This window comes from Micromonospora sp. NBC_01405 (genome assembly GCF_045040155.1).
Classification (GTDB): domain Bacteria; phylum Actinomycetota; class Actinomycetes; order Mycobacteriales; family Micromonosporaceae; genus Micromonospora.
The window spans coordinates 4286595-4312633 of record NZ_CP109532.1; the positions used below are offsets into that span (position 1 = coordinate 4286595).

The 26039-nt window shown below is 72.5% G+C and carries 19 protein-coding genes and 1 tRNA gene; 19 read left to right on the forward strand and 1 reads right to left on the reverse strand.

What is annotated here, in order from left to right:
• The first annotated feature begins 153 nt into the window (after positions 1-153).
• From OG559_RS18735 to OG559_RS18820, 18 genes are all read left to right on the forward strand, one after another.
• Positions 154-504 carry a VOC family protein gene (locus OG559_RS18735; RefSeq protein WP_405105452.1) on the forward strand — a complete coding sequence of 117 codons (351 nt, stop codon included), beginning with the start codon at positions 154-156 and terminating at the stop codon, positions 502-504.
• Positions 505-508: 4 nt separating this feature from the next.
• Positions 509-1768, forward strand: coding sequence for a deoxyguanosinetriphosphate triphosphohydrolase (locus OG559_RS18740; RefSeq protein WP_405105454.1), 1260 nt, complete (start codon positions 509-511; stop codon positions 1766-1768).
• Between the two features lie 74 nt (positions 1769-1842).
• Positions 1843-2673: a siderophore-interacting protein gene (locus OG559_RS18745; protein WP_405105456.1), complete on the forward strand. Its 831-nt coding sequence runs from the start codon at positions 1843-1845 to the stop codon at positions 2671-2673.
• 113 nt (positions 2674-2786) lie between these two features.
• Positions 2787-4427 carry a BCCT family transporter gene (locus OG559_RS18750; RefSeq protein ID WP_405105458.1) on the forward strand — a complete coding sequence of 547 codons (1641 nt, stop codon included), beginning with the start codon at positions 2787-2789 and terminating at the stop codon, positions 4425-4427.
• A 69-nt stretch (positions 4428-4496) separates the two neighbouring features.
• Entirely contained in the window at positions 4497-6368 is a 1872-nt protein-coding gene (dnaG, locus tag OG559_RS18755) for a DNA primase (protein WP_405105460.1), read from the forward strand.
• A complete protein-coding gene (locus tag OG559_RS18760; RefSeq protein WP_405105462.1) occupies positions 6368-6904 on the forward strand; it encodes a hypothetical protein in 537 nt (178 codons plus the stop codon). Before dnaG ends, OG559_RS18760 begins: the two co-directional genes overlap by 1 nt.
• Before the next feature lie 304 nt (positions 6905-7208).
• Positions 7209-7745, forward strand: a complete 537-nt coding sequence (locus OG559_RS18765) for a hypothetical protein (RefSeq protein ID WP_405105464.1) — start codon at positions 7209-7211, stop codon at positions 7743-7745.
• A gap of 159 nt (positions 7746-7904) precedes the next feature.
• Positions 7905-9068, forward strand: coding sequence for a YihY/virulence factor BrkB family protein (locus OG559_RS18770; RefSeq protein WP_405105466.1), 1164 nt, complete (start codon positions 7905-7907; stop codon positions 9066-9068).
• 247 nt (positions 9069-9315) lie between these two features.
• Positions 9316-10494, forward strand: coding sequence for an ROK family protein (locus OG559_RS18775; RefSeq protein ID WP_405105468.1), 1179 nt, complete (start codon positions 9316-9318; stop codon positions 10492-10494).
• Positions 10495-10601: 107 nt separating this feature from the next.
• Positions 10602-12113 carry a sugar ABC transporter ATP-binding protein gene (locus OG559_RS18780; protein ID WP_405116783.1) on the forward strand — a complete coding sequence of 504 codons (1512 nt, stop codon included), beginning with the start codon at positions 10602-10604 and terminating at the stop codon, positions 12111-12113.
• Positions 12110-13243 (forward strand): ABC transporter permease, encoded by a 1134-nt coding sequence (locus OG559_RS18785; RefSeq protein WP_405105470.1) that lies wholly within the window; start codon positions 12110-12112, stop codon positions 13241-13243. The genes OG559_RS18780 and OG559_RS18785 overlap by 4 nt, the downstream gene beginning before the upstream one ends.
• A 119-nt stretch (positions 13244-13362) precedes the next feature.
• Positions 13363-14421 (forward strand): substrate-binding domain-containing protein, encoded by a 1059-nt coding sequence (locus OG559_RS18790; RefSeq protein ID WP_405105472.1) that lies wholly within the window; start codon positions 13363-13365, stop codon positions 14419-14421.
• Positions 14422-14474: 53 nt separating this feature from the next.
• On the forward strand, positions 14475-15671 hold the full coding sequence (locus tag OG559_RS18795; protein ID WP_405116786.1) for a Gfo/Idh/MocA family protein: 1197 nt from the start codon (positions 14475-14477) through the stop codon (positions 15669-15671).
• A 648-nt stretch (positions 15672-16319) separates the two neighbouring features.
• Complete coding sequence (locus tag OG559_RS18800) at positions 16320-16895, forward strand: ArsR/SmtB family transcription factor (protein WP_405105474.1); 576 nt, start codon at positions 16320-16322, stop codon at positions 16893-16895.
• The gene (locus OG559_RS18805; protein WP_405105476.1) at positions 16892-18175 is read left to right on the forward strand and encodes an MFS transporter; all 1284 of its coding nucleotides are present in this window, start codon (positions 16892-16894) and stop codon (positions 18173-18175) included. Before OG559_RS18800 ends, OG559_RS18805 begins: the two co-directional genes overlap by 4 nt.
• Before the next feature lie 377 nt (positions 18176-18552).
• Positions 18553-21420, forward strand: a complete 2868-nt coding sequence (locus OG559_RS18810; protein WP_405105478.1) for a PQQ-dependent sugar dehydrogenase — start codon at positions 18553-18555, stop codon at positions 21418-21420.
• Between the two features lie 96 nt (positions 21421-21516).
• Positions 21517-23625: a ThuA domain-containing protein gene (locus OG559_RS18815; RefSeq protein WP_405105480.1), complete on the forward strand. Its 2109-nt coding sequence runs from the start codon at positions 21517-21519 to the stop codon at positions 23623-23625.
• A gap of 347 nt (positions 23626-23972) precedes the next feature.
• The gene (locus tag OG559_RS18820) at positions 23973-24983 is read left to right on the forward strand and encodes a sugar phosphate isomerase/epimerase family protein (protein WP_405105482.1); all 1011 of its coding nucleotides are present in this window, start codon (positions 23973-23975) and stop codon (positions 24981-24983) included.
• A gap of 192 nt (positions 24984-25175) precedes the next feature.
• On the opposite strand, the gene OG559_RS18825 is transcribed toward OG559_RS18820, so the two are convergent.
• Positions 25176-25583 carry a hypothetical protein gene (locus OG559_RS18825; RefSeq protein ID WP_405105484.1) on the reverse strand — a complete coding sequence of 136 codons (408 nt, stop codon included), beginning with the start codon at positions 25581-25583 and terminating at the stop codon, positions 25176-25178.
• A 278-nt stretch (positions 25584-25861) separates the two neighbouring features.
• Here OG559_RS18825 and OG559_RS18830 point away from each other — a divergent pair.
• Positions 25862-25937 (forward strand) — tRNA-Asn (locus tag OG559_RS18830).
• The last annotated feature ends 102 nt before the right edge of the window (positions 25938-26039 follow it).

Sequence of the window (26039 nt, forward strand, 5' to 3'; positions counted from 1 at the left end):
GGCCCGCGACCCCCGCGACGGTCGGCGATCGGTCGACAACTCTCGACTGATCGGCTGTTGCAAAACCCTCACCTTGCCCGCTGAGCCGAGCGGGCCGCTCCGGCGTAACCTGAGCGCGCGAGTGTGTCGTATCGCCGGTGGAAGGTGGACCGCATGGCCAGCGTCTGGGAAAGTCTGACCGTCGACGCGCGGGATCCGGCCCGGCTCGCCCGCTGGTGGGCCGAGGTCCTGGGCTACCAGGTGGTCAACAACCAGCCCGACGAGGTGGAGATCCGGCAGTCCGTCGACCAGCTCCCCGGCATCGTCTTCCTGCCGGTCCCCGACGACCGGCAGGTCAAGAACCGGCTGCACCTCGACCTGCGCCCGGCCGACCAGGAGGCCGAGGTCGAGCGGCTGGTCGACATGGGCGCCCGGCACGTCGACGTCGGCCAGGGCGACGTCGGCTGGACGGTGCTGGCCGACCCGGAGGGCAACGAGTTCTGCGTGCTACGGCAGCGCGGGTAGTGCGGTGAGCGATCGGCACGAGGGCGTCCCCGGCGGCGAGCCGGCCGACTCCGCGCGCTGGGTCGCCGAGCCGCCCAAGGACGCCGCGCACGGCCGCTCACCGTACGAGCGGGACCGGGCTCGGGTGCTGCACTCGGCGGCGTTCCGCCGGCTCGCCGCGAAGACCCAGGTGCACGTCGCCGGCACCGACGACTTCCTGCGTACCCGGCTGACCCACTCGCTGGAGGTGGCGCAGATCGCCAGGGAGATGGGCGCCCGGCTCGGCTGCGACCCCGACGTGGTGGACACCGCCGGGCTGGCTCACGACCTCGGGCACCCGCCGTTCGGGCACAACGGCGAGGCCGAGCTGGACCGGCTCGCCGCGGCCTGCGGCGGCTTCGAGGGCAACGCCCAGACGCTGCGGGTGCTCACCCGGCTGGAGGCCAAGGTGCTCGGCCCTGACGGGCGTTCCGTCGGGCTCAACCTGACCCGGGCGTCGCTCGACGCCACCGGCAAGTACCCCTGGCCGCGCCGCCCGAGCGAGCGCAAGTTCGGGGTGTACGCCGACGACCGGCCGGTCTTCGACTGGCTGCGCGCCGGTGCCCCGGACGGCGGGCGGCGCTGCCTGGAGGCGCAGGTGATGGACTGGGCCGATGACGTGGCGTACTCGGTGCACGACGTCGAGGACGGCATCCACGGCGGGTACGTCGCCCTGCGCTCGCTGCTGGCCGACCCCGACGAGCGGGCCGCGCTCTGCGCCGACGTGGCCGCCGCGTACTCGGGGGAGTCCCCGGCCGATCTGGGTGAGGTGCTGGTCGAGCTGCTCGCCGACCCGGTGCTCGCCCCGCTCCTCGGGTACGACGGCAGCCACCGCGCCCAGGCCGCGCTGAAGGCCACCACCAGCGTGCTGACGGGCCGCTTCGTCTCGACCGTGCTGGCCGCCACCGGGGAGCGCCGCGGCCCCGGCCCGCTGCGCCGGTACGCCGCCGACCTGGTGGTGCCGCGCCTGGTCCGGGCGCAGTGCGCGCTGCTCAAGGGGATCGCACTGCGCTATGTGATGCGCCGGCCCGGGTCCCGGTGCCGGTACGAGCGGCAGCGGCAGATCCTCGCCGAGCTGGTCTCCGCCCTGACCCAACGGGCGCCGGAGGCGCTCGACGAGGTCTTCGCCCCGCTGTGGCGGGCCGCCCCGGACGACGGCGCGCGGCTGCGCGTGGTGATCGACCAGGTCGCCTCGCTCACCGACCCGGCCGCGCTGGCCTGGCACGAGCGGCTGCTCGCCGACTGAGCCGCCGGGGCGGCTGGCCGACGGGCCCGAGCAGCCAGTAGGAGCCGGGGCTTACTTAGGCTAGCCTAAGCACCATGACGGATCGCCCGAACAAGGTCACCACCGCCCGGGTCCTGCGGACCGAGCGGCCCACCCCGCACCTGGTCCGGCTGGTGCTCGGCGGCGAGGAGCTGACCGGCCTGCCGGTGGGCGAGTACACCGACCACTACGTCAAGCTGGTCTTCGCGCCGCCCGGGGTGACCTATCCGGAGCCGGTCGACCTCGCCGCTATCCGCCGGGATCTGCCTTCGCAGCAGTGGCCCCGGCTGCGGGCGTACACCCTGCGGTCCTGGGACCCGCTGGCCGGCGAGCTGACCATCGACATCGTGCACCACGGCGACGCGGGGGTGGGCGGCCCGTGGGCGGCCCGGCTGCGCCCCGGCGACCCGGTGCTGTTCACCGGCCCCGGCGGGGCGTACGCGCCGAGCCCGGACGCCGACTGGCACCTGCTGGTGGGCGACGAGAGCGCCCTGCCGGCGATCGCCGCCGCCCTGGCCCGGCTGCCGCTCGACGCCCCGGCGAAGGTCTTCGTCGAGGTGGCCGACGCCGCCGACGAGCAGCCGCTGCCCAGCCCGGGCGCGGTGGAGCTGACCTGGCTGCACCGGGCCGACCGGCCGGTCGGCGAGGCGCTGGTGGCGGCCGTGACGGCGCTGGACTTCCCGGCCGGCGACGTGCACGCCTTCGTGCACGGCGAGGCGACCTTCGTCCGCGAGCTGCGCCGGCTGCTGCGTGTCGAGCACGCCGTGCCCCGGGAGCGGCTGTCGATCTCCGGCTACTGGCGGCGCGGCATGGACGACGAGGGCTGGCGCTCGACGAAGGCCGACTGGAACCGCCAGGTGGAGGCGGAGGAGACCTCCGCCGCCTGAGCGACCCTGGCGCGGGCCCACCCACCGCCCCGGGGCATGCCGGTGGGTGGGTAAATCCCCGAAACGCGTCCCGGCGCACCCCTGCCGGATCAGCATGGGCACCGGGGGTGACCATGACTGAGCAGGCGGAAGACGTAAGCGCGACGAGCTACCGCCCCGACGCGGTCGTGCTCGGGGCGGGCGTCGCCGGGGTGCTCGCCGTGGTGGCCTGGGGGGTGCTGGCCCGAGACTCGCTGGCCCGGTTCGGCGAGTCCGGGCTGGCCTGGGCGATCGACACCTTCGGCTGGTTCTTCGTGGTCGGCGCGGATGCCTTCCTGGTGCTCGCCGTGGTTCTCGCGCTGTCGCGGTTCGGCCGGATCCGGCTCGGCGCCGACGACGACGAGCCGGAGTTCGGCACGCTGGTCTGGATCGCCATGATGTTCAGCGCCGGGATGGGCATCGGCCTGGTGTTCTTCGCGGTGGCCGAGCCGATCCAGCACTACGCCGCCCCGCCCCCGGTCAGCGGGGTGCCGCCGCAGACCGGCGCGGCCGGCGCGGCGGCGATGCGGTACACGCTGTTCCACTGGACCCTGCACCCCTGGGGGATCTATGCGATTGCGGCGCTCGCGCTGGCGTACTCGATGTTCCGCAAGGGGCGGGACAACCGCATCTCGGCCGCCTTCCACCCGCTGATCGGCGCGCGGGCCGACGGCGCGGCCGGCCGGGCGATCGACCTGCTGGCGGTCTTCGCCACGGTGTTCGGCTCGGCGACCAGCCTCGGCCTCGGCGCGCTCCAGGTCGCCGCCGGGCTCGACCTGGTGGCGGGCATCCCGGACACCCGGGCGGTGGAGCTGATCGTGATCGGCGCGCTGACCCTGGCCTTCGTCGTGTCCGCCTTCTCCGGGCTGCACCGGGGGGTCAAGTGGCTCTCCACCGTCAACGTGATCCTCGCCGTGCTGCTGATGCTCTTCGTCTTCGTGGTCGGGCCTACGATCTACACGCTGGAGGTGCTGCCCGCCGCGATCGGCGACTACCTGGGCAACCTCGTGGTGATGTCGACCCGCACCGGGGCCTTCTCCGACCCGGCCTGGCTGGGTGCCTGGACGATCTTCTACTGGGCGTGGTGGATCTCCTGGGCCCCGTTCGTCGGCACGTTCATCGCGCGCATCTCACGGGGGCGTACGGTGCGGCAGTTCCTCACGGGTGTCCTGCTGGTGCCCAGCGGTGCGAGCGCGGTCTGGTTCACGATCATGGGGGGCACCGCGTTGCGGACACAGGCCACCGGGACCCGTGACCTGGTCGCCGACGTGGCCGCCGGCACCGAGCAGGCGCTGTTCGGGCTGCTCGACGCGCTGCCGTTCGCGGCGGCGACCAGCGTGCTCGCCATGGTGCTGATCGCGCTCTACTTCGTCACCAGCGCCGACTCGGCGTCGCTGGTGCTGGGCTCGCTGACCTCCCGTGGTGCGCTGCGACCGCACCGGGTGCTGGTGGTGCTCTGGGGCGTGCTCATCGGCGCCGTCGCCGCCGCGCTGCTGCTGGCCGGCGGGCTGGACGCGCTGCAACAGGCCACCATCCTGGTCGCGCTGCCGTTCCTGGTGGTGCTGCTGGGCCTGGCCGTGGCGCTGGTCCGGGACCTGTCCCGCGACCCGGCGGTCAACCCGCGGCGGACCCGGACCCGCCGGTACGGGCTGGCCGCCGCCGTGCGGGCCGCCCGGTCGTACGAGGAGGAGGACCCCCCGCCCATCGCCCGGTACCTTCGCCGCCGCCCCCGCTGACCCGACCCGCCCCCCGACGCCGGATCGCCGCCCCCGGCAGGGCAGGATGTGGGGCCGAGGGGGTGGCGGATGGCTGGGCGGATCCGGGACGAGGACATCGCGCTGGTCCGGGAACGCACCTCGATCGCGGAGGTCATCTCGGACACGGTGACCCTCAAGTCGGCCGGCGGCGGCAACCTCAAGGGGCTCTGCCCGTTCCACGACGAGAAGAGCCCCTCGTTCAACGTCTCGCCCGCCCGCAACGTCTGGTACTGCTTCGGCTGCGGGGCCGGCGGCGACGCGATCAAGTTCCTGATGGACGCCGAGCACCTCAGCTTCGTCGAGTCCGTCGAGCGGCTCGGCGCCCGCGCCGGCCTCCAGCTCCGCTACGTCGAGAACGACCAGACCACCCCGCGCGCCCGCCCGCAGCAGGGGCAGCGGCAGCGCCTGGTGGCCGCCCACGCCGCCGCCGTCGACTTCTACCGGTCCCAGCTCGGCACGGCCGGCGCCCGTGCGGCCCGGGAGTTCCTGGCGCAGCGCGGCTTCGACCGGGCCGCCGCCGAGCGGTACGGCTGCGGCTTCGCCCCGGACGCCTGGGACCTGCTCACCAAGCACCTGCGCCAGCAGGGCTTCAGCCACGACGAGCTGGTCACCGCCGGGCTGTCGCGTCCGTCGCGGTCCGGCACGCTGATCGACCGGTTCCGTCGGCGGCTGATGTGGCCGATCCGGGAGATCACCGGCGACGTGATCGGCTTCGGGGCCCGAAAGCTGTTCGACGACGACGACGGCCCGAAATACCTGAACACCCCCGAGACGCCGATCTACAAGAAGTCGCACGTGCTCTACGGCATCGACCAGGCCAAGCGGGAGATCGCCAAGCAGGGCAAGGTGGTCGTCGTCGAGGGCTACACCGACGTGATGGCCTGCCACCTCGCCGGCGTGCCGACGGCCGTGGCGACCTGCGGCACCGCGTTCGGCTCCGACCACATCGGGGTGCTGCGCCGGCTGCTGCTGGACACCGACGACGTGGCCGGCGAGGTCATCTTCACCTTCGACGGGGACGCCGCCGGGCAGAAGGCCGCGCTGCGTGCTTTCGAGGACGACCAGCGCTTCGTCGGGCGTACCTTCATCGCGGTCAGCCCCGACAACATGGACCCCTGCGAGCTGCGCCTGGCCAAGGGCGACCTGGCGGTCCGCGACCTGGTCGCCCGCCGCGAGCCGCTGGTCGACTTCGCGCTCCGCCACCTGATCAACCGGTACGACCTCGACACCGTCGACGGCCGGGTCGAGGCGATGCGCCGGGCCGCCCCCCTGGTGGCGAAGCTCAAGGACCGGGAGAAGCGCCCCGAGTACGTGCGCAAGCTCGCCGGTGACCTCGGCATGGAGATCGAGCCGGTGCAGCGGGCCGTGCTCGCCGCCGCCTCGGGCCAGCCCGCTGGGCAGGCGGCGCCCCCACAGGCCCGCGGGGCCCGGGGCGTGCCCGCCGTGGACAGCCCGCTGTCGCTGGTCGAGCGGGAGGCGCTGAAGCTCGCCGTCCAGGAGCCGGTGCTGGCCGGCCCGATGTTCGACGCGGTCGAGGCGTCGGAGTACCGCCACCCGCTGCACGTGGCCGTGCGGGAGGCGGTCGCGGCGGCCGGCGGTGCCGCCGGCGCCACCGGCGGGGCCGTCTGGGTCGAGGCCGTCCGCGACGCGTGCGCCGACCTTGCCGCTCAGGCCCTGGTCGGCGAGCTGGCCGTCGAGCCGCTGCGGATCGACGGCGAGCCCGACCCGCGGTACGTCTCGGTGACCATGGCGCGGTTGCAGTGGGGCTCGGTGACCGGCCGGATCAGGGACCTCAAGTCCAAGATCCAGCGGATCAACCCGGTCAGCGACAAGGACGAGTACTTCGCGCTGTTCGGGGAGCTGCTCTCGTTGGAGCAGCACGCACGGGCGCTGCGCGAGCAGGCTGCGGGAGGGCTCTGATGGGACTGTTCAACCGTAGGCCAAAGCTGCCCCCGGCGGCCCGCCCGCCGCTCGCCGACGACGAGCGGGTGCTCGCCTGGGCCGCGGTCGGCGACGGCGAGGGCGACGGCGTGGTGGTCGCCAGCAACCTCGGGCTCTGGCTCCCCGGGCGGGGCCACCGGCTGGGCTGGCACGACATCCTCAAGGCCGGCTGGTCGGGCCGGGAGTTGACCGTCACGCCCGCCGAGCGGGTCGCCGAGCGGGACGGCTACCTGGTGGTGGCCGACTGCCCGGCCGAGACGTACCTGCTGCTCGACCCGGGGGAGCTGCCGCACCAGGTACGTACACGGGTGACCAACTCGGTCGCGTACACCGAGCAGCACCCGGTGCCCGGCGGCGCCGGCCGGATCGCCGCCCGCCGGGTGCCCGGCGAGGACGGCCTGACCTGGACGGTCCGCTACGACCCCGGCACCCCGGCCGACGACGAGCCGGTGGTCGCCGAGACCGACCGCCTGGTCGCCACCGCCCGCGCCGCCATCACCCCCACCAACCTCTAGCCGCCCCGCCCCGCGGCCCTACCCGTTTCATGATCGTCTGTCGGTGAGAGAGAATTGGCACGGTGTGTCGTGTCCGTTCTCAGCAGGCGATCATGACCCTGCCTGTCTGCCCGTAGTTGGGCAATCTTCATCCCGAGATTGATCGTGCGGCGACCTGACCACCTTCGGCCGCTGCTTCGGCAGCCCGCGCTCGGCCTCACCCCGGTTACCGTGCTGGTGCGGAGCGGCAGCCTGAGGAGACGTCTTCCTACAGCTCACCGGCCGCACCCTCGTCGACTGGCCCCTACCGGAAGCGAACCCCCTCGTGCTTACTGTCCCCCGGCGCCAGGCCGGACTCACCGCCCTCTACCTCGGCGTCTTCGCGACGATCTGGTTCAGCGTGCCGGCAGCCGACCAGCCACTGCGAACGCTGCTGATTGTCGCGAGCGTCGCGGCCCTGGGTACAGCGGTGGTCGGTGCCGTGGTCGTCGCGCGCAGCCGTCCCGAGGCGGGTGCCGTCGGGGACCGGGCGTCGGACCGCCGGTACCTGATCATCGTGGTGGCCGAGTTCGCCGCGGCGGGGCTCGGCGCGGCGCTGCTGGCGGTGCTCGGGCGCTCGGCGTACGCCCCGGTGCTGGTCTGCGCCGTCGTCGGCGCCCACTTCTTCCCGCTCACCCCGCTGCTGCGCGACCCCCGGCTGCGGCTGCTCGGCGTCGCGATGTGCCTGGTCGCGCTCGCCGGCCTGGTCACCGGGCTCGCCTCGGCCGTGGTGCCGGGCCTGGTCGTCGGCATCGGTGCCGGGCTGCTGCTCTGGGCGTACGCGGTGTGGACGTTGGCCACCGCGCCCCGGCCGGCCGGCTGACGCCGTCCTGGCCGCTGAACGTGGCGCGCCTGCTGGTGGCGACCGTGCCGGGGCTGGTGGTGGCGGCCCGCCGGATGGAACGTCTGCTCCACCGTCAGCGGTTAGTGGCCTCCTTCCCGGGGCATGTCCGAGTGGACACCGCGACCATGAGGAGGGGCGATGGCCTCCGACGAGACTTCCGTCCGCGCCGGACGCGACCGGGACGGCGCCCGCACCGCGGGCGCGGCCCGGCCGGGCGCCGACAGCCGGATCGACGCTGATCAGGCGGGGACCGGCCGCAACCAGGACCGGCCGGACGCGGACCGGGACCGGAGCGGCGCGGACCGCGACCGGCGTGGCGCGGTCCGGGCTCGGCCGGTCGGTCCGGACGAGGGGCCGGACAGCCCGACGGAGCTGTCGGGCACCGGCTGGCTGGCGACGCTGAAGCGCACCGTGCGGGAGTTCCAGGACGACAGCCTGACCGACTGGGCAGCGGCGTTGACCTACTACGGGGTGCTGTCGATCTTCCCCGGCGTGCTGGTGCTCATCTCGATCCTCGGCCTGCTCGGACCGAGCGCCACCGAGGGGGTCAGGGACACCGTCAACCAGGCGGTGCCGGAGGGCAACATCCGGCAGATCATCTCGGCCGCGATCGACCAGGCGTCCGGTGCCGGCGGGCTGGCCAGCGTCGCCGCCATCATCGGTCTGCTCGCCGCGTTCTGGTCCGCCTCCGGGTACGTCGCCGCGTTCATGCGCGCCTCCAACAGCATCTACGACGTTCCGGAGGGGCGGCCGATCTGGAAGACCCTGCCGATCCGGGTCGGGGTGACCGCCGTGATCGGCGTCCTGCTGCTGGCCAGCGCGGTGATCGTGGTCTTCACCGGCCGGCTCGCCGAGGAGGCGGGCAGCGCCATCGGGATCGGCTCCACCGCGGTGACGGTGTGGAACATCGCGAAGTGGCCTGTGCTGCTGGTGCTGGTCAGCCTGATGTTCGCGATCCTCTACTGGGCGTCGCCGAACGCCCGGCACGGCGGGTTCCGCTGGGTCAGCCCCGGCGGGGTGCTGGCCGTGCTGATCTGGCTGCTGGTCTCCGGGCTGTTCGCCCTGTACGTCGGCAACTTCGGCTCGTACAACAAGACGTACGGCGCGCTGGCCGGTGTGATCATCTTCCTGGTCTGGTTGTGGCTGAGCAACATCGCGATCCTGCTGGGCGCGGAGTTCGACGCGGAGTTGGAGCGCAGCCGGGCGATCGCCGCCGGGCACCCGGCCGAGGTCGAGCCGTACGTCGAGCTGCGCGACGACCGTAAGTTGAAGAAGAAGCGCAACTCCGCCGCCGGACGCTGACCTTCCCCTCCCACCAGGGCCGTCGCCCGCCGCATCGAAGCCCGCCGCCCCGTCTCGCCCCGCGAGGCGGGGCGGCTGCGTGAACCCGTCGGCCTTCCCAGATCAACTGTCGGCTTTTGTTCGAACAGACAAAAGTTGGATCCAGGATGGCCGAAGCTCTGGACAGGCGGTACGGAAGCCTCCTACTGTGTCGGACACAACACATCGACGTGCTTGTCGATCTGAATCGAGGCGGAGGTGAGTGCCGGTGCGGACGGTGGAGCCCCTGCACCTGCGGCTGTTGCGGTTGCTCCGCGACGAGGGGGCCGTGTCCCGGGCGGAACTCGGGGACCGGTTGCAGATGCCGCGTCCCCGGTTGCTCGCCGAGCTGGAACGGCTGGTCGGCCTCGGCTACGTCGCCGAGGCCGGTCTCGCGGCCTCCCGGGGTGGGCGCCGGTCCACGCTGGTGGAGTTGCACCCCCAGCTGCGCTTCGCGGCGGTCGACCTCGGGGCCAGCTCGATCGACGTCGAGGTGGTCAACGGCAGGCTGGAGACGGTCGCCGCGTACGCGGAGCCGGCCGACATCCGCCGAGGCCCCAAGGTGATCCTGCACCGGGTGAACGAGCTGCTGCACAAGGCGCGGGTCGACGGGGCCTACGACCGGTTGCACGCGGTCGGCGTCGGGGTGCCCGGGCCGGTGAGCTTCCGCGACGGGGTGCCGGTCTCTCCGCCGATCATGCCCGGCTGGGACCGGTTCCCGGTCCGTGAGCTGCTGACCCGCGAGCACGGCTGCCCGGCGGTGGTCGACAACGACGTCAACATCATGGCGATCGGCGAGCGGCACGGCGGGGTCGCCCACTCGGTGGACGACTTCCTGTTCATCAAGATCGGCACCGGCATAGGGTGCGGGATCTACCTCGGCGGTGGCGTCTACCGGGGCACCGACGGCTGCGCCGGCGACATCGGGCACATCCAGGTCGACCCGCACGGTCCGATGTGCTCCTGCGGCAACGCCGGCTGCCTGGAGGCGCTGTTCAGCGGTGCCGCGCTGGCCCGGGAGGCGAACGTGGCCGCCCGCAGTGGGGCGTCCCCGGCCCTGGCCGACCGGCTCGCCAACCGGGGCGTGGTCACCGCCCGGGACGTCGCCGAGGGCGCCGTCGAGGGGGACGTGACCTGCATCCAGCTCATCCGCGAAGGCGGCCGGCGGGTCGGCGGCGTGCTGGCCGGCCTGGTCAGCTTCACCAACCCGTCGATGATCGTGATCGGAGGAGGGCTGGCCCAGCTCGGCCACATCCTGCTCGCCGAGATCCGCAGCGTGGTGTACCGCCGCTCGCTGCCGCTGGCCACCGGCAACCTGCCGGTGGTCCTGTCCGAGCTGGGCCCGCGCGCCGGGGTTGCCGGCGCGGCCGTGCTCGCCAGCGACGTGGCCTTCGCAGAGGCGTCATGACCACGCCCGCCGACGCCCCCGGCCCGGACGGCCCGCTGGTCGAGGCGCCCGCCGGCCCGGCGGACGGCCCGCTGGTCGAGGCGCCCGCCGACGCCGTTCCCGGCGAGGTGGTGCTGCGCCTCACCGACGTGGTGAAGACCTTCCCGGGCGTACGGGCGCTGGACGGGGTGCAGTTGGAGGTGCGGGCCGGCGAGGTGCACTGCCTGCTCGGGCAGAACGGGGCCGGCAAGTCCACCCTGATCAAGGTCCTCGCCGGGGTGCACCGCCCCGACTCCGGCCAGGTCGAGTGGCGCGGGCAGCCCGCCGAGTTCGCCAACCCGCAGGCCTCCATGCGCGCCGGCATCGCCACCATCTACCAGGAGCTCGACCTCGTCGAGGACCTGTCGGTGGCGGAGAACGCCTTCCTCGGCCACGAGCCCCGACGGGCGGGCTTCGTCCGCCGCGGCCGGATGGCCCGCCGGACCCGGGAGATCCTCGGCCGGCTCGGCCACGGCGAGATCCCGCCGGGGCGGATGGTCCGGGCGCTGCCGGCGGCCGGCAAGCAGATCGTCAGCATGGCCCGCGCGCTGTCCCACGAGGCCCGGCTGATCATCATGGACGAGCCGAGCGCGGTGCTGGCCCACGACGAGGTGGGCAACCTGTTCCGGATCATCCGGGAGCTGACCGCGCAGGGCATCGCCGTCATCTACATCTCCCACCGGTTGGAGGAGATCCGGGAGATCGGCGACCGGGTCACCGTGCTCAAGGACGGCCGGACCACCGCGGCGAACCTGCCGGCGCGCGACACCCCGACCCGCGACCTGGTCGCCCGGATGACCGGCCGCACCATCGAGTACGTCTTCCCGGACCGCCCGGCAGGCTCCGGGGCGGGCGCGGAGCTGCTCCGGGTCGACGGCCTGACCCGGTCCGGCGAGTTCGCCGACATCTCGCTCAGCGTGCGGGCCGGCGAGATCGTCGGCATCGCCGGGCTGGTCGGCTCCGGCCGGTCCGAGCTGCTGGAGACCATCTACGGGGCGCGTCGCGCGCACGCCGGGACGGTCCGGATGGGCGGGCGCGAGCTGCGCCCGGGCAGCGTCGGCGCGGCGGTACGGGCCGGCATGGGAATGGCACCCGAGGAGCGCAAGAGCCAGGCGTTGCTGCTCGGCGAGCCGATCTACCGCAACGTCACCCTGGCCACCTTCGGCTGGTACGCCCGCCTCGGCTTCACGAACGAAGGGCGGGAACGGGCCGAGGCGGGCCGGATCGCGGACTCCCTGGAGTTGCGCCCCCGCGACGTGCGGCGGCCGGTGCGCACCCTGTCCGGGGGCAACCAGCAGAAGGTGGTGGTCGGGCGCTGGCTGCTCGGGGACATCCGGCTGCTGCTGCTCGACGAGCCCACCCGCGGGGTGGACGTCGGCGCCCGCGCCGAGCTGTACCAGGTGATCCGGGGGCTGGCCGCCCGGGGCGTCGGGGTCCTGCTGGTCTCCAGCGAGGTGCCGGAGGTGCTGGGCCTGGCCGACCGGGTGCTGGTGCTGCGGGAGGGCCGGACGGTGCGCGAGGCGCCCGCCGACGAACTGGACGAGAACACGGTGCTCGACCTCGTCATGGCGGGGTCCCTGATGGAAGGCGCACCCGCATGAGCGACAGCGCACCCACCGCCACCCCGGACCGGCCGGGGGCGCTGCCGGCCCAGTCCCCGCCGGTGGACCCGGCCGTGACCGGGGCGGTCGGCAAGGGCCCCGGCCACGGGTCCGGCGGAACCGGCCGGCTCTCCTGGTGGCGCGGCGACGGCGGCGAGGGCGCCCGGCGCAACCTGGCCCTGATCGGGGTCCTGGTGGTGCTGATCCTGATCGGCATCGCCACCCGGCCCGACCTGTACGGCGACTCCGGCTGGGTGTGGAACAACATCCTCACCATCCTCAAGCTCGCCTCGGTGGTCGGCGTGGTCACCGTCGGCATGACCTTCGTGATCATCGGCGGCGGCATCGACCTGTCGGTCGGCGCGATCGTGGCGCTCGCCGGCGTTTGGTCCACCACGCTCGCCACCCAGAGCTACGGCGCGGGCGGCATGATCTTCACCGCGCTCCTCGTGGGCCTGTGCGTGGGCCTGGTCAACGGCCTGCTCATCTCGTACGGGAGGCTGGTGCCGTTCATCGCCACGCTGGCCATGATGGTGGCCGCCCGGGGGTTGGCCGCCCAGATCTCCGGCAAGCAGACCCAGGTGTCGGACAACGCGACGATCAACGGCATCGCCAGCACCGATCTGCTCGGCATCCCGCTGCTGGTCTACATTCTCGCCGCCGTGGTGGTCGCCGGCTGGGTGCTGCTGAACCGGACGACGTTCGGCCGGCGCACCGTCGCCGTCGGCGGAAACCCGGAGGCCGCCCGGCTCGCCGGCATCAACGTCCGGTGGCACACCGTGCTGCTCTACGCGCTCTCCGGCCTCTGCTGCGGCATCGCCGCGGTCATGCTGACCGCGCAGGCCACCTCCGCCCAGGCGGCGATGGCGAACCTCTACGAACTGGACGCGATCGCCGCCGCGATCATCGGCGGCACGCTGCTCAGCGGCGGGCGGGGCACGATCGTCGGCTCCCTGCTCGGGGTGATCATCTTCTCCACGATCACCAACCTTTTCGCCATCAACGGCCTGTCCACCGAGGCCCAGAACATGGTCAAGGGCGGCATCATCGTCGCCGCCGTCCTGGTCCAGCAGTTCCAGTTCCGCAGCCTCACCCAGTTCCTGAGCCGCAACCGGCTCACCACCGGCTGATCCAACGACCGGGCACCACCACCGGATTCCACCCCGCACCACAGCGGTCGCCGTCGCACCGACGGTGGCCGGGCCCCGCACACCCTTTTCCACCCACCACCCCTTCCCAGGAGGTCGTCATGACCCAGCACAGTCGGGACCTGTCGCGCCGCCGGCTGCTGTTCGGCGGGGCCGCCCTCGGCGCCGGCGCACTGCTCGTCGGGTGCACCAGCAACGAGGCGGCGCCCACGGCGGCGCAGACCAAGGCGGCCGACAACGCCGCCGGCGGCAACAGCACCCCCGGCAAAAAGGTGACCATCGGCTTCTCCGCCCCGGCCGCCGACCACGGCTGGCTCGCCGCCATCACCGCCAACGCCAAGGCCCAGGCCGGCGCGTACTCCGACGTGGACTTCAAGACCGTCGAGGCCGGTGCGGACGCGGCGGCCCAGCGGGCGGCGCTGTCCACGCTGATCGCGCAGAAGCCGGACGTCATCGTCATGCTTCCGCACGACGGCAAGGAGCTCAACGCGGCCGGCCTGGAGGCGATGAAGGCCGGCATCCCGGTGGTCAACCTGGACCGGGCCTTCCCCGACGCGCTGGCCTACCGCCTACAGATCATGGGCGACAACTACGGCATGGGCGTGGCCGCGGCCAACTACATCGTCGCGCAGCTCAAGGCCAAGGGCGTCAGCAGCCCGATCATCGGCGAGATCCCTGGCATCGACTCGCTGGAGCTGACCCAGCAACGCTCCAAGGGCTTCGCCGACACCCTCGCCGCCGCCGGGTTCAAGGTGGCCAACCGCCGCCCGGCCGAGTTCACCGCCGACTCCGGCCAGCAGGCGGCCACCGGCCTGCTCCAGGCCCTGCCCAAGATCGACGCAGTTTGGAACCACGACGACGACCAGGGCATCGGCGTGCTCGCCGCGGTCAACCAGACCGGCCGCAAGGAGTTCTTCATGGTCGGCGGCGCCGGCTCGAAGAAGGCGATGGAGGACATCCAGGCCGACAACACGGTCCTGAAGGCCACCGTCACCTACAGCCCGTCCATGGCGTCCTCCGCGATCTCGCTGGCCCGGCTCATCGGCCAGGGCAGGGGGATGTCCGACCTGGTGGAGCTCCAGGTACCCAAGGAGATCGTGCTGGCCTCCGAGACGATCACCAAGGAGAACGCGAGCAGCTACCTCAAGCTCGGGTTCTGACACACGGGGGGAGACCCACCTTGTCCACTCACCACAGTCACCTGCGGGTCGGCATGGTCGGCTACGCGTTCATGGGCGCCGCGCACTCACAGGCGTGGCGCACCGTGAACCGGGTGTACGACCTGCCGGCGCGGGTCCGGATGTCGCTGGTCTGCGGCCGGGACACCGCGAAGGTGGCCGCCGCCGCCGACCGGCTCGGCTGGGAGGCGCACACCACGGACTGGCGTCGCCTCGTCGAGTCCGACGAGATCGACGTGGTCGACATCTGCACACCGGGCGACAGCCACGCCGAGATCGCGCTCGCCGCCCTGGCCGCCGGCAAGCACGTGCTCTGCGAGAAGCCGCTGGCCAACACGGTGGCCGAGGCCCGGGCGATGGCCGCCGCCGGGGAAGCCGCGCGGGCGTCGGGGGTACGGTCCATGTGCGGGTTCAACTACCGCCGGGTCCCCGCCGTGGCCATGATGCGGCGGCTGATCGCCGACGGCCGGCTCGGCACCATCCGGCACGTCCGGGCGGCGTACCTCCAGGACTGGATCGTGGACCCGCAGTTCCCGCTGGTCTGGCGGTTGCAGCGGGACAGGGCGGGCTCCGGCGCGCTGGGCGACATCGGCGCGCACATCATCGACCTGACCCAGTTCGTCACCGGTCAGCGGATCACCGGGGTCAGCGCGGTCACCGAGACGTTCGTCAAGGAGCGTCCGCTGTCGGCGGCGTCGAGCGGCCTGGCCGCGCAGGCCACCAACGGCACCGGTCCCCTCGACGGCCACGGCCCGGCCACCGGCACCGTGACCGTGGACGACGCGGCGGTCTTCGTCGCCCGGCTCGACGGCGGGGCGCTGGCCACGTACGAGGCGAGCCGGTTCGCCACCGGGCGCAAGAACGCGCTCCGGGTGGAGATCAACGGCTCGCTCGGCACCGTGGCCTTCGACCTGGAACGCCTCAACGAGTTGGAGTTCTACGACGCCACCCGGCCGGCCGCCGAGCAGGGCTTCACGCGCATCCTGATGACGGAGGAGGACCACCCGTACATGTCGGCGTGGTGGCCGCCCGGCCACATCATCGGCTACGAGCACTCCTTCACCCACCAGATGCGGGACTTCGTCGAGGCGATCGCCACCGGCGTCGACCCGGCGCCCTCGTTCGCCGACGGTTTGCAGGTCCAGTTGGTGCTGGACGCGGTGATCCGCTCGGCGGAGCTGGGCTCCTCGTGGACCGGCGTGGAACCGACGCTGGAGGCGGTTCCCGCCTGAACGCGCCTCGGCGGAGGCGGCCCCTGGTCGCCACCGCCGGGCACACCGGCGACGACCGTCGGCCGGTGAAGGAACCGCGGTGGCGGCGCGTGCCGTCGCCACCGCCCGAGAGGTTCTCCGGACCGACCGGCGAGGGACCCGCCGCGGTTGCGCCCCGCGGCGGGGACGAGGTCGGCTCCGGAGGGCGTGCGACGACGGGCTGCGGCCCGCGCCGTACGAGAGCAGGACGGTCGTCCGGTGCGGCCGGACCGGGATTCCCCGGCCGCGCCGGGAGCCCGCGCACCACGGCACCACGCACCAGGCACACGCACCACGCACCACGGACGCGGGGGAGGCAGGGACGGTACGCCGACCGGCCCTGCCTGCCAGCCCCGCCCGTCCCGTCCGTCCCGGGTGCCGTCCGGTGGCGTCGTCGCCGCCTTCGTCGCCGGACGCGCCCCCGGGCGGGCGGTCGGGCGGGGCGTGCCCCGCATCGAACTCGGCCTCTGGTCGGGGCATCTGGTCATCGACGGGCCGGCGGCGTGCCGGGTACGCCTGAGTCGAGAGCGAGGCGGTTGCGTTCCGGTGCCTGCCAGCGGCGTCACGATGGGGCGGCCAAGTTGCACGACAACTCTTGCGCAACATGCGTTTACCTGAAAACGTGCAGGCGTGGACACAGCCGGCATCCGTCAGATCACCGACTCCCGCGTCCTGGCGGCCATGTCGCATCCGTTGCGTCGGCGCATGCTCGACGTGCTGAAGGTCCACGGGCCGTCCACCGTCAGCGCCGTGGCGGGGCTGACCGCGCAGTCGGTGGCGAACGCCAGTCATCACTTCCGCGTGCTGCACCGCAGTGGACTGGTCGAGGCGGCGCCCGAGCTGGCTCGCGACGGCCGCGAACGGTGGTGGAAGCTGGCGTCCACGGGGCAGCGATGGTCGAGCCTCGATTTCGCGACGGACCCCGCTGGTGCGGCCGTGGCGGAGGCGGCCGAGTCGCTCAACCTCGATCACCACGTCCGCATCGTCCGCGCGTGGCTGTCGCGCAGCGGTGAGAGCCGGGGCGACTGGGCGGGCTCGGCGTTCTCGACCAGCTACTGGCTCCATCTGACACCGGAAGAGCTGGCCCAGTTGTCCGGCGAGCTCAGCGCGGTGCTGGACCGGTGGTCCAATCGCCCGCCTCCGGGCGAGGACGACGAGCGTCAGCCCGTCTTCGTCTTCGCCTACGGGCAGCCGGGAGAGCCGTGACGGGCCAGAACGTCGCGGACGCCGCAGTCGTGCCGGAGGCGCCGAAGTCCGTACTGCGCAACCGTGGTTTCCGGCTGCTGTGGACAGGCGAGACGACAAGTGCCTTCGGGACCAGTGTCAGTCGTGTCGCGCTACCGCTGATCGCGGTCGTCACCCTGGACGCCAGCACCTTCGAGGTCAGTCTGCTCACCGCGACGGCCTGGCTGCCCTGGCTCCTGCTCGGGCTGCCGGCGGGCGCCTGGGTGGATCGGCTCCCGCGCAGGTCGCTGATGCTGGCCTGCAACCTTGTTTCCCTCGTGACCGTCCTGAGCGCCCCGATCGCCTACTGGGCAGGTGTGCTCACCATCGCGCACCTCCTGGTGGTCGCGCTGCTCACCGGCGCGGCGAGCGTGTTCTTCCAGACGAGCTACCAGGTGTTCCTCCCCTCGGTGGTGGCCGACAATCGCCAGCTTCCCGCGGCGAACGCCGCGTTGCAGGGCAGCGAGTCGGTCGCCCAGGTGGCGGGGCCGGGCCTGGCCGGGGCGATCACGCAGGCCGTGGGGGCGGTCTTCGGCCTCGGAGTCAACGCGATCACGTTCCTGGTCTCGTCGTGGTGTCTGCTTCTGATCAAAGTCAAGGACGAAGTGCACGCCGTCGGCGGTCACCGGGCGTCCATGATGCGGGAGATCGGAGTCGGGCTGAGCTTCGTTCGCAGAGATCCGTATCTCCGGACCTTCACGCTCTTCGGTGCGCTGAGCAACATCGCCCTCACCGGCTACCAGGCGATTCTCGTGGTCTTCCTGGTCCGTGAGGTCGGCACAAGTGCCGCCGCGGCCGGGCTGTTGATCTCCGCGATGAGTGTGGGCGGGGTTCTCGGCGCGTCGATGGCGCCGCTTGTCGCCCGCACGTTCGGAACGGCGCGCGGGCTCCTCCTCATCGAGTGCCTGGGCGTTCCCTTCGCCTTGTTGATTCCGTTGTCAGCTCCCGGGGCGGGGCTCTGGCTGGCGGTTGTCGGTGGCGTGGGGGTGGGCGTGGGCATCGTGGGCGGCAATGTCATCAAGGGCAGCTTTCGGCAGAGCTACACCCCGGCGGCGCTGCTGGGCAGGGTCGTCGCGACGATGCATCTGCTGAACTACGGGACGATTCCCCTGGGGGCGCTGCTCGCGGGCGCGCTCGGAACCAGCCTGGGGCTCCGCGCGACCATGTGGATCATGGCAGTCGGGCTGGTGGCTGCCGTGGTGGTCCTCCTCGTCAGCCCGATCCGGCGACGCCGCGACCTGCCGCTCGCGGTCGCCGCCTGACGCCGCAGCGATCCCCCGCGACCCAGCGCCCCCCGCGAACCCCGCGAACCCACGACGAAGGCGGCGCGGGCGGCGCGGGCGGCGCGGGCGGAACTTTTGCCGACCTGAGCGAAAGTTCAGGTTGATCGGTCAGAAGGTATGGACACGCCCAATCCACGGACATTAATGTCTGGGTATCGCGATGGTGTTTCGTCGAGGTGAACCGGCGGCGCGGTGACCCATCGACTGGTGACCTCCGGGCACGCACCCGTCCCGCCCGGAGGCCGCGGCGGTCGGGCAGGCACCCGACAGCCCGAGCGCATCCCCCCGCTACGGCATCCGGCGCGACGGCGCGCGCCCCGCCTGGCAGTCAGACGTCAGGAAGGGACCGCACAAACATGTCCATCAAGGACGAACTCACCCACCACCCCCGACGGTGGCCCACCGCCGCTGCGGCGCTGCTGCTCGTCGCCGCCGCCGGCGCGGTCGGCCTCGGCGCCGGCCCGGCCGCCCTCGGCGGCCCCACCCCGGCCGCCGCGCACGTGATCAGCGGCAGCGACTTCCAACAGGTCGAGCTGGCCCGGGGCGTCGCGGAGACCGGCGAGCCGATGTCCCTGGCCGTGCTGCCGGACCGGTCGGTCCTGCACACCGCCCGCAACGGCACGCTGCGCCGCACCGACGCCGCCGGCACCACCACGGTCATCGGCACCCTGCCCGTCTACAACCACGACGAGGAGGGGTTGCAGGGCGTCGGGGTCGACCCGAACTTCGCCACCAACCGGCACATCTACCTCTACTACGCGCCGCCGCTGTCCACCCCCGCCGGGGACGCTCCCGCCACCGGCACCGACTTCTCCGCCTGGCAGGGCGTCAACCGGCTGTCCCGGTTCGCTTTGAACGCCGACTTCACCGTCAACCAGGCCAGCAAGGTCGACGTGCTGGACGTCCCGGCCGACCGGGGCATGTGCTGCCACGTCGGCGGGGACATCGACTTCGACGCCGCCGGCAACCTGTACCTGTCGACCGGCGACGACACCAACCCGTTCGACTCCGCCGGGTACGCGCCGATCGACGAGCGGACCAACCGCAATCCCGCGTACGACGCGCAGCGCAGCGCCGGTAACACCAACGACCTGCGCGGCAAGATCCTGCGGATCAAGGTCAACACGGACGGGTCGTACTCGATCCCCGCCGGGAACCTGTTCGCGTCCGGCACCGCGAAGACCCGCCCCGAGATCTACGCGATGGGCTTCCGCAACCCGTTCCGGCTCAGCGTCGACAAGGCCACGGGGATCGTCCACGTCGGCGACTACGGGCCGGACGCCGGCACCACCAGCGCCACCCGGGGCCCCAGCGGCCAGGTCGAGTTCAACCGGGTCACCGGCCCCGGCAACTACGGCTGGCCGTACTGCACCGGCACCAACACCGCCACCGAGACGTACAACGAGTGGGACTTCGCCGCCGGCACCGGCGGGGCCAAATACGACTGCGCGGGAGGGCCGACCAACAACTCGTTCCGCAACACCGGCCTGGGCAAGCTGCCGGCCGCGAAGCCGGCCTGGATCCGGTACGGCGGCGACGCCGGCACCCCGCCCGAGTTCGGCGGCGGCTCCGAGTCCCCGATGGGCGGCCCGGTCTACCGGTACAACGCCTCCTCCACCTCGACGACGAAGTTCCCGCAGTCCTTCGACGGGCAGTTCTTCGCGACCGAGTTCGGCCGGGGCTGGATCAAGCCGATCCACGTCAACGCCGACGGCTCGCCCGGCACCATCGACGCCTTCCCGTGGACCGGCAAGCAGGTGATCGACTCGGCCTTCGGCCCGGACGGCGCGTACTACGTGCTCGACTACGGCACCGGCTACTTCAACGGTGACGCCAACTCCGCCCTCTACCGCTTCGACCACATCGGCAGCGGCAACCGGGCCCCGACCGCCCGGGCGGGCGCGGACCGGACGTCCGGGGCGGCCCCGTTGGCCGTGAACTTCTCCTCGGCCGGGTCGGCGGACCCCGACGGCGGGACGCTGACCTACGCGTGGGCGTTCGGCGACGGCACCACCTCCACCGCCGCCAACCCGGCCAAGACGTACACCGCGAACGGGACGTACACCGCCACGCTCACCGTGCGGGACCCGCAGGGGGCCACCGGCAACGCCGGCGTCACCATCACGGTGGGCAACACCGCCCCGACGGTGACCGTGAACAGCCCCGGCAACGGCAAGCTCTTCTCCTTCGGCGACACCGTGCCGTTCAGCATCACCGTCACCGACCCCGAGGACGGCACGATCGACTGCACCAAGGTCAAGATGACCTACGTGCTCGGCCACGACCAGCACGGCCACCAGATCACCTCGGCGGTCGGCTGCTCCGGCTCGATCGCCATCCCGGTCGACGGCGAGCACGACGACGCCGCGAACATCTTCGCCGTCTTCGACGCCGAGTACACCGACCGGGGCGGGCTGACCACGCACACCCAGCACACCCTCCAGCCCCGGCACCGGCAGGCCGAGCACTTCAAGACCTCGGCCGGCATCGCCGTCTTCGACAAGGGCACCGCCGAGGGCGGCAAGACCGTCGGCAACATCGAGAACGGGGACTGGATCGCGTTCCAGCCGTACCAGCTCGGGAACGTGACCTCGTTCAGCGCCCGGGTCTCCTCGGCGGGGACGGGCGGCACCCTCCAGGTGCGGGCCGGCTCGGCGACCGGCACGGTGCTCGGCTCGGCCACCGTGCCGGTCACCGGGGCGTGGGACACGTTCACCACGGTCACCGGCGCGGTCTCCGGTGCGCCAACCGGCACCACCACCCTGTACCTCACCTTCGCGGGCGGGGCCGGGGCGCTCTACGACCTGGACGCGTTCACCCTGGACACCACCACCGTCACCACCCGGACCGGCCCGGTCAGGGGTCTGGGTGGCAAGTGTCTCGACGTGCGCGGTGGCGCGTCCGTCGACGGCACCCAGGTCCAGATCTACACCTGCAACGGCAGTGCCGCGCAGGTGTGGACGGTGACGTCGAACAGCACGGTGAAGGCGCTGGGCAAGTGTCTGGACGTGTCGGGGGCGGGTACCGCCGACGGTACGAAGATCCAGCTCTGGTCGTGCAACGGCTCGGGGGCGCAGAACTGGTCGGCGCAGGCCGACGGGACGGTGCGTAACACCGGGTCGGGCAAGTGCCTGGACGTCTCCGGCAACACCTCCACCGACAGCACCCCCGTGCACCTGTGGACCTGCCACACCAACGCGAACCAGAAGTGGACCCTGCCCTAGCCGGGTGCGAGGAAGGGCTCCCTGCCGACGGACCCCGTCGCGCAGGGGGCCCGGTCGACCCCACCCTCCCGCAGCGCGAAGCCCCAGGAGAGCGACATGCGCAGACTCCTCCGTCCCGTCCTCGGCGCGGCCAGCACGGCCCTCGCCGTCCTCGCCTGCACCATCCCCGCCACCCCCGCCTCGGCCGCCGACGCCCCCTACGACGTGCTGGTCTTCTCCAAGACCGCAGGCTTCCGGCACGACTCCATCGCGGTCGGCACCCAGGCCGTCCGTGACCTCGGCGCGGCCAACAGCTTCACCGTCACCGCCACCGAGGACGCCACCGCGTTCAGCACCGCCAACCTCGCCAGGTACGAGGCGGTGCTCTTCCTCAACACCACCGGCGACGTGCTCGACGCGACCCAGCAGGCCGCCTTCGAGTCGTACATCGGCGCCGGCGGCGGCTACGTCGGCGTGCACGCCGCCGCCGACACCGAGTACGACTGGCCGTTCTACGGCAACCTCGTCGGCGCCTGGTTCGCCTCCCACCCGGCCATCCAGCAGGCCACCGTCAAGGTGGAGGACCGGGCGCACGCCGCCACCGCCGCGCTGCCGCAGTCCTGGCCGCGCACCGACGAGTGGTACAACTACCGCACCAACGCCCGCTCCACCGCGCGCGTGCTGGCGACCCTCGACGAGTCGTCGTACTCCGGCGGGTCGATGGGCGGCGACCACCCGCACTCCTGGTGCAAGACGTACACCGGTGGCCGGGCCTTCTACACCGGCGGCGGGCACACCCAGGCGTCGTACGCCGAGCCGGCCTTCCGCTCCCACCTGCTCGGCGGCATCCGGTACGCGGCCGGCCGGGCGAAGGCCGACTGCCGGCCCGAGGCCGGCTACACCCCCCTCTACAACGGCTCCACCGCCGGCTGGTCCCAGGCCGGGCCGGGGAGCTTCACCAACGCCGACGCCACCCTCACCTCCGTCGGCGGGATGGGCCTGTACTGGTACAGCGCCAAGCAGTTCACCAACTACTCGCTCAAGCTGGACTGGAAGCTGGCCGGGGACGACAACTCCGGCGTGTTCGTCGGATTCCCGCCGTCGACCGACCCGAACTCCGCCGTGAACAACGGCTACGAGGTGCAGATCGACGCCACCGACGCCGCCGACCGCACCACCGGCGCGGTCTACACCTTCAAGTCCGCCGACCTGGCCGCCCGGGACGCCGCGCTCAACCCGCCGGGGGAGTGGAACACCTACGAGCTGCTGGTCGAGGGGGAGCGGCTCCAGGTCCTCCTCAACGGGGTGAGGATCAACGACTTCACCAACACCGACCCGGCCCGCTCGCTCGCCGGCCACATCGGCATCCAGAACCACGGCACCGGCGACGACGCCGCGTTCCGCAACATCCGGATCAGGGAGCTGGGCGGCCCGCCGACCGGGAACACCACCTTCCAGGCCGAGACGTACAGCGCCGCGAGCGGCGTCAGCGCATACCCCAAGGCCGGGGCCAACGGCGGCCAGACCCTGGGGTACGTCGACCCGGGCGACTGGGCCGGCTACCACGGCCTGGACCTGACCGGGGTGACCTCGGTGCGGGCCCGGGTGGTCTCCGGCGGCCCCGGCGGGACCATCCAGTTCCGCACCGGCTCGGCCACCGGCGCCGTGCTCGGCCAGGTGGCGGTGCCCAACACCGGGAGCTGGACGACGTACGCCGACGTCAGCGCCCCGCTGACCGGGGTGCCGGCCGGCAACCAGAACCTGTACCTCACCTTCGCCGGCACCGGGGCGGGCCTGTTCGACGTCGACGACGTGACCCTGGTCCGGTCGCCGGCCCCCACGAACGGCACCGGCCCGGTCAGGGGTCTGGGCGGCAAGTGTCTCGACGTGCGCGGTGGCGCGTCCGCCGACGGCACCCAGGTCCAGATCTACACCTGCAACGGCGGTGCCGCCCAGACCTGGACGGTGTCGCCGAACAGCACCGTCAAGGCCCTGGGCAAGTGTCTGGACGTGTCGGGGGCGGGTACCGCCGACGGTACGAAGATCCAGCTCTGGTCGTGCAACGGCTCGGGGGCGCAGAACTGGTCGGCGCAGGCCGACGGGACGGTGCGTAACACCGGGTCGGGCAAGTGCCTGGACGTCTCCGGCAACACCTCCACCGACAGCACCCCCGTGCACCTGTGGACCTGCCACACCAACGCGAACCAGAAGTGGACCCTGCCGTAGCCGGAGTGAGCTGGTGGGAGGGGACCCGGCCATCGGCTGAGGCCCCTCCCCGTGCCAGGAGCGCCGCCGGCCCCGCCCCGGCGGGGATTCGCGGTCCGCGCCGAGCCGCCCACCCCCTGAGGAGGAGGGCGGATGACGGCAGTGGTCCCTTCCTAACCGGTCGGGACCGTCCTAGAGTGGGAGCGGCGACCGTGCGCGGTGGCCGGTGACCCGGCGGGAGGCGCAACCCGCTGGGCCCAGGCGCTCCTTCACGCGCCCACCGGCACCCCGCCACGCACCGGCCCGGCCGGTCACCCTCGCCCCGGTCCGCACGCGGAATCCCCCATCACCTCAAGGGGAGTAGGACAATGGCGCGACCCATCACGCTCTTCACCGGCCAGTGGGCCGATCTTCCGTTCGACGAGGTCTGCCGGCTCGCTTCCGGGTGGGGCTACGACGGGCTGGAGATCGCCTGCTGGGGCGACCACTTCGAGGTCGACAGGGCGCTCGCCGACGACTCGTACGTCGACCGGAAGCGGGAGACCCTGGCGAAGCACAACCTGAAGGTCTTTGCCATCTCCAACCACCTGGTCGGCCAGGCCGTCTGCGACCACCCGATCGACGAGCGGCACCAGGGCATCCTGCCCGCCCGGATCTGGGGCGACGGCGAACCAGAGGGGGTCCGCCGGCGGGCCGCCGAGGAGATCAAGGACACCGCCCGGGCGGCGGCGATGCTGGGCGTGGACACGGTCGTCGGGTTCACCGGCTCGTCCATCTGGCACACCCTGGCGATGTTCCCGCCGGTGCCGCCGGCCATGATCGAGCGTGGTTACCAGGACTTCGCCGACCGGTGGAACCCGATCCTGGACGTCTTCGACGAGATGGGGGTCCGGTTCGCCCACGAGGTCCACCCCAGCGAGATCGCGTACGACTACTGGACGACCAGGCGGGCCCTGGAGGCGATCGGGCACCGGCCCGCGTTCGGGCTGAACTGGGACCCGTCGCACTTCGTCTGGCAGGAACTGGACCCGGTGAACTTCATCCTCGACTTCGCCGACCGGATCTACCACGTCGACTGCAAGGACGCGAAGGTGCGTACCGGTGACGGCCGGCGCGGCCGGCTCGCCTCCCACCTGCCCTGGGCGGACCTGCGCCGGGGTTGGGACTTCGTCTCCACCGGCCACGGCGACGTGCCGTGGGAGGACTGCTTCCGCGCGCTGAACGCCATCGGGTACGCCGGCCCCATCTCCATCGAGTGGGAGGACGCCGGGATGGACCGCCTCGTCGGGGCGCCCGAGGCGCTTCAGTTCGTCCGCAGGCTGGCCTTCGACGCCCCGGCCGCCGCGTTCGACGCGGCGTTCAGCAGCAGCCGGGACTGAAGTAGCCGGGACTGGGCCGTCCACCCGTCGGCCGTGCCCCGCGGCCCGGCCGACGGGGCGGGGCGTCACGGGGCGGGGCGGACGGCGTCGCTGAACAGCCGGGCCGAGCCCACCACGCCGGCGGCCCCGAGCCGGGGGAACAGCAGACGGGCCGGTCGCCCGAAGGCGGCCGGCCCGTCGTCGTACGGTCGGTCAGAGCGTGCTGCCGTTGGTCCCCGTGCCGGACGGCTTGGGGCGGGCGGCAGTGCTCGGGGTCGGCCCCGTCGAGGTGGTGCCGGACGAGTTGTTGCCCGCCTTGGCACCGACTGCGGCCGGCGTGCCGGCGAACGGCTTGTCGGCGGCGGTCAGATCCTGCGTGCCGTTACCGTTGCCGCTGGTGCTCAGCTTCTCACCCAGCTTGGACTGGCTGATCTTGTCCTTGCCCTCGCTGTAGAGCCGGTTGGCCTGGGCCTGCGCGACCCCGGCCGCCTCCTGGACGGTCGGGTGGTCGAGCACCTTGCGGCCTCGGACGACGAGCTCCTCGTACTTTTCCCGACCGGCACGGGCGCCCAGGACGAATCCCGCAGCCAGCCCGCCAAGAAACATGATCTTTCCGCGCATGGCGGCTCCTTCCGTACCTGACGCGCCATCGTCTCCCCGGGGCGGACCCCGTGGCGATCATCTCGCGCCTAATCTTCTCTGTCGACAGCTAACTACCCATCCTCCTCCGTGCTCATACCTGGTTGTGCCAGGATGACGAATTGTCTGGTTTCCAGTTGCCGTCGCAGGCCCCTGCCCGGTCGGGCCGGGTCGGTAACCCCCTGGACCAAACCCCCCGGCAGTCCTGTATTCTTGTGCCGTCACCGGGCACCGGAGGGTTCCGGACCAGGCGACAGCGGTCCCCCGTAGCTCAATTGGCAGAGCAGCCGGCTGTTAACCGGCAGGTTTTTGGTTCGAGTCCAAACGGGGGAGCCAAGCTCCACACCAACGCCCGCCGTCCCCCGGCGGGCGTTCCTTTTTCCCCACCCCACCCGCCGTGTGGTCCGCCGAGCCCCATCCAGGGTGTGCTGGCCAACG

Excerpts from the sequence above, each read along its gene's own strand:
- OG559_RS18735 (WP_405105452.1), top strand. The coding sequence starts at position 154 with ATGGCCAGCGTCTGGGAAAGTCTGACCGTCGACGCGCGGGATCCGGCC.
- OG559_RS18745 (WP_405105456.1), top strand. The coding sequence starts at position 1,843 with ATGACGGATCGCCCGAACAAGGTCACCACCGCCCGGGTCCTGCGGACC.
- OG559_RS18750 (WP_405105458.1), top strand. The coding sequence starts at position 2,787 with ATGACTGAGCAGGCGGAAGACGTAAGCGCGACGAGCTACCGCCCCGAC.
- dnaG (WP_405105460.1), top strand. The coding sequence starts at position 4,497 with ATGGCTGGGCGGATCCGGGACGAGGACATCGCGCTGGTCCGGGAACGC.
- OG559_RS18760 (WP_405105462.1), top strand. The coding sequence starts at position 6,368 with ATGGGACTGTTCAACCGTAGGCCAAAGCTGCCCCCGGCGGCCCGCCCG.
- OG559_RS18770 (WP_405105466.1), top strand. The coding sequence starts at position 7,905 with ATGGCCTCCGACGAGACTTCCGTCCGCGCCGGACGCGACCGGGACGGC.
- OG559_RS18785 (WP_405105470.1), top strand. The coding sequence starts at position 12,110 with ATGAGCGACAGCGCACCCACCGCCACCCCGGACCGGCCGGGGGCGCTG.
- OG559_RS18790 (WP_405105472.1), top strand. The coding sequence starts at position 13,363 with ATGACCCAGCACAGTCGGGACCTGTCGCGCCGCCGGCTGCTGTTCGGC.
- OG559_RS18795 (WP_405116786.1), top strand. The coding sequence starts at position 14,475 with ATGGTCGGCTACGCGTTCATGGGCGCCGCGCACTCACAGGCGTGGCGC.
- OG559_RS18810 (WP_405105478.1), top strand. The coding sequence starts at position 18,553 with ATGTCCATCAAGGACGAACTCACCCACCACCCCCGACGGTGGCCCACC.
- OG559_RS18815 (WP_405105480.1), top strand. The coding sequence starts at position 21,517 with ATGCGCAGACTCCTCCGTCCCGTCCTCGGCGCGGCCAGCACGGCCCTC.
- OG559_RS18820 (WP_405105482.1), top strand. The coding sequence starts at position 23,973 with ATGGCGCGACCCATCACGCTCTTCACCGGCCAGTGGGCCGATCTTCCG.
- OG559_RS18825 (WP_405105484.1), bottom strand. The coding sequence starts at position 25,583 with ATGCGCGGAAAGATCATGTTTCTTGGCGGGCTGGCTGCGGGATTCGTC.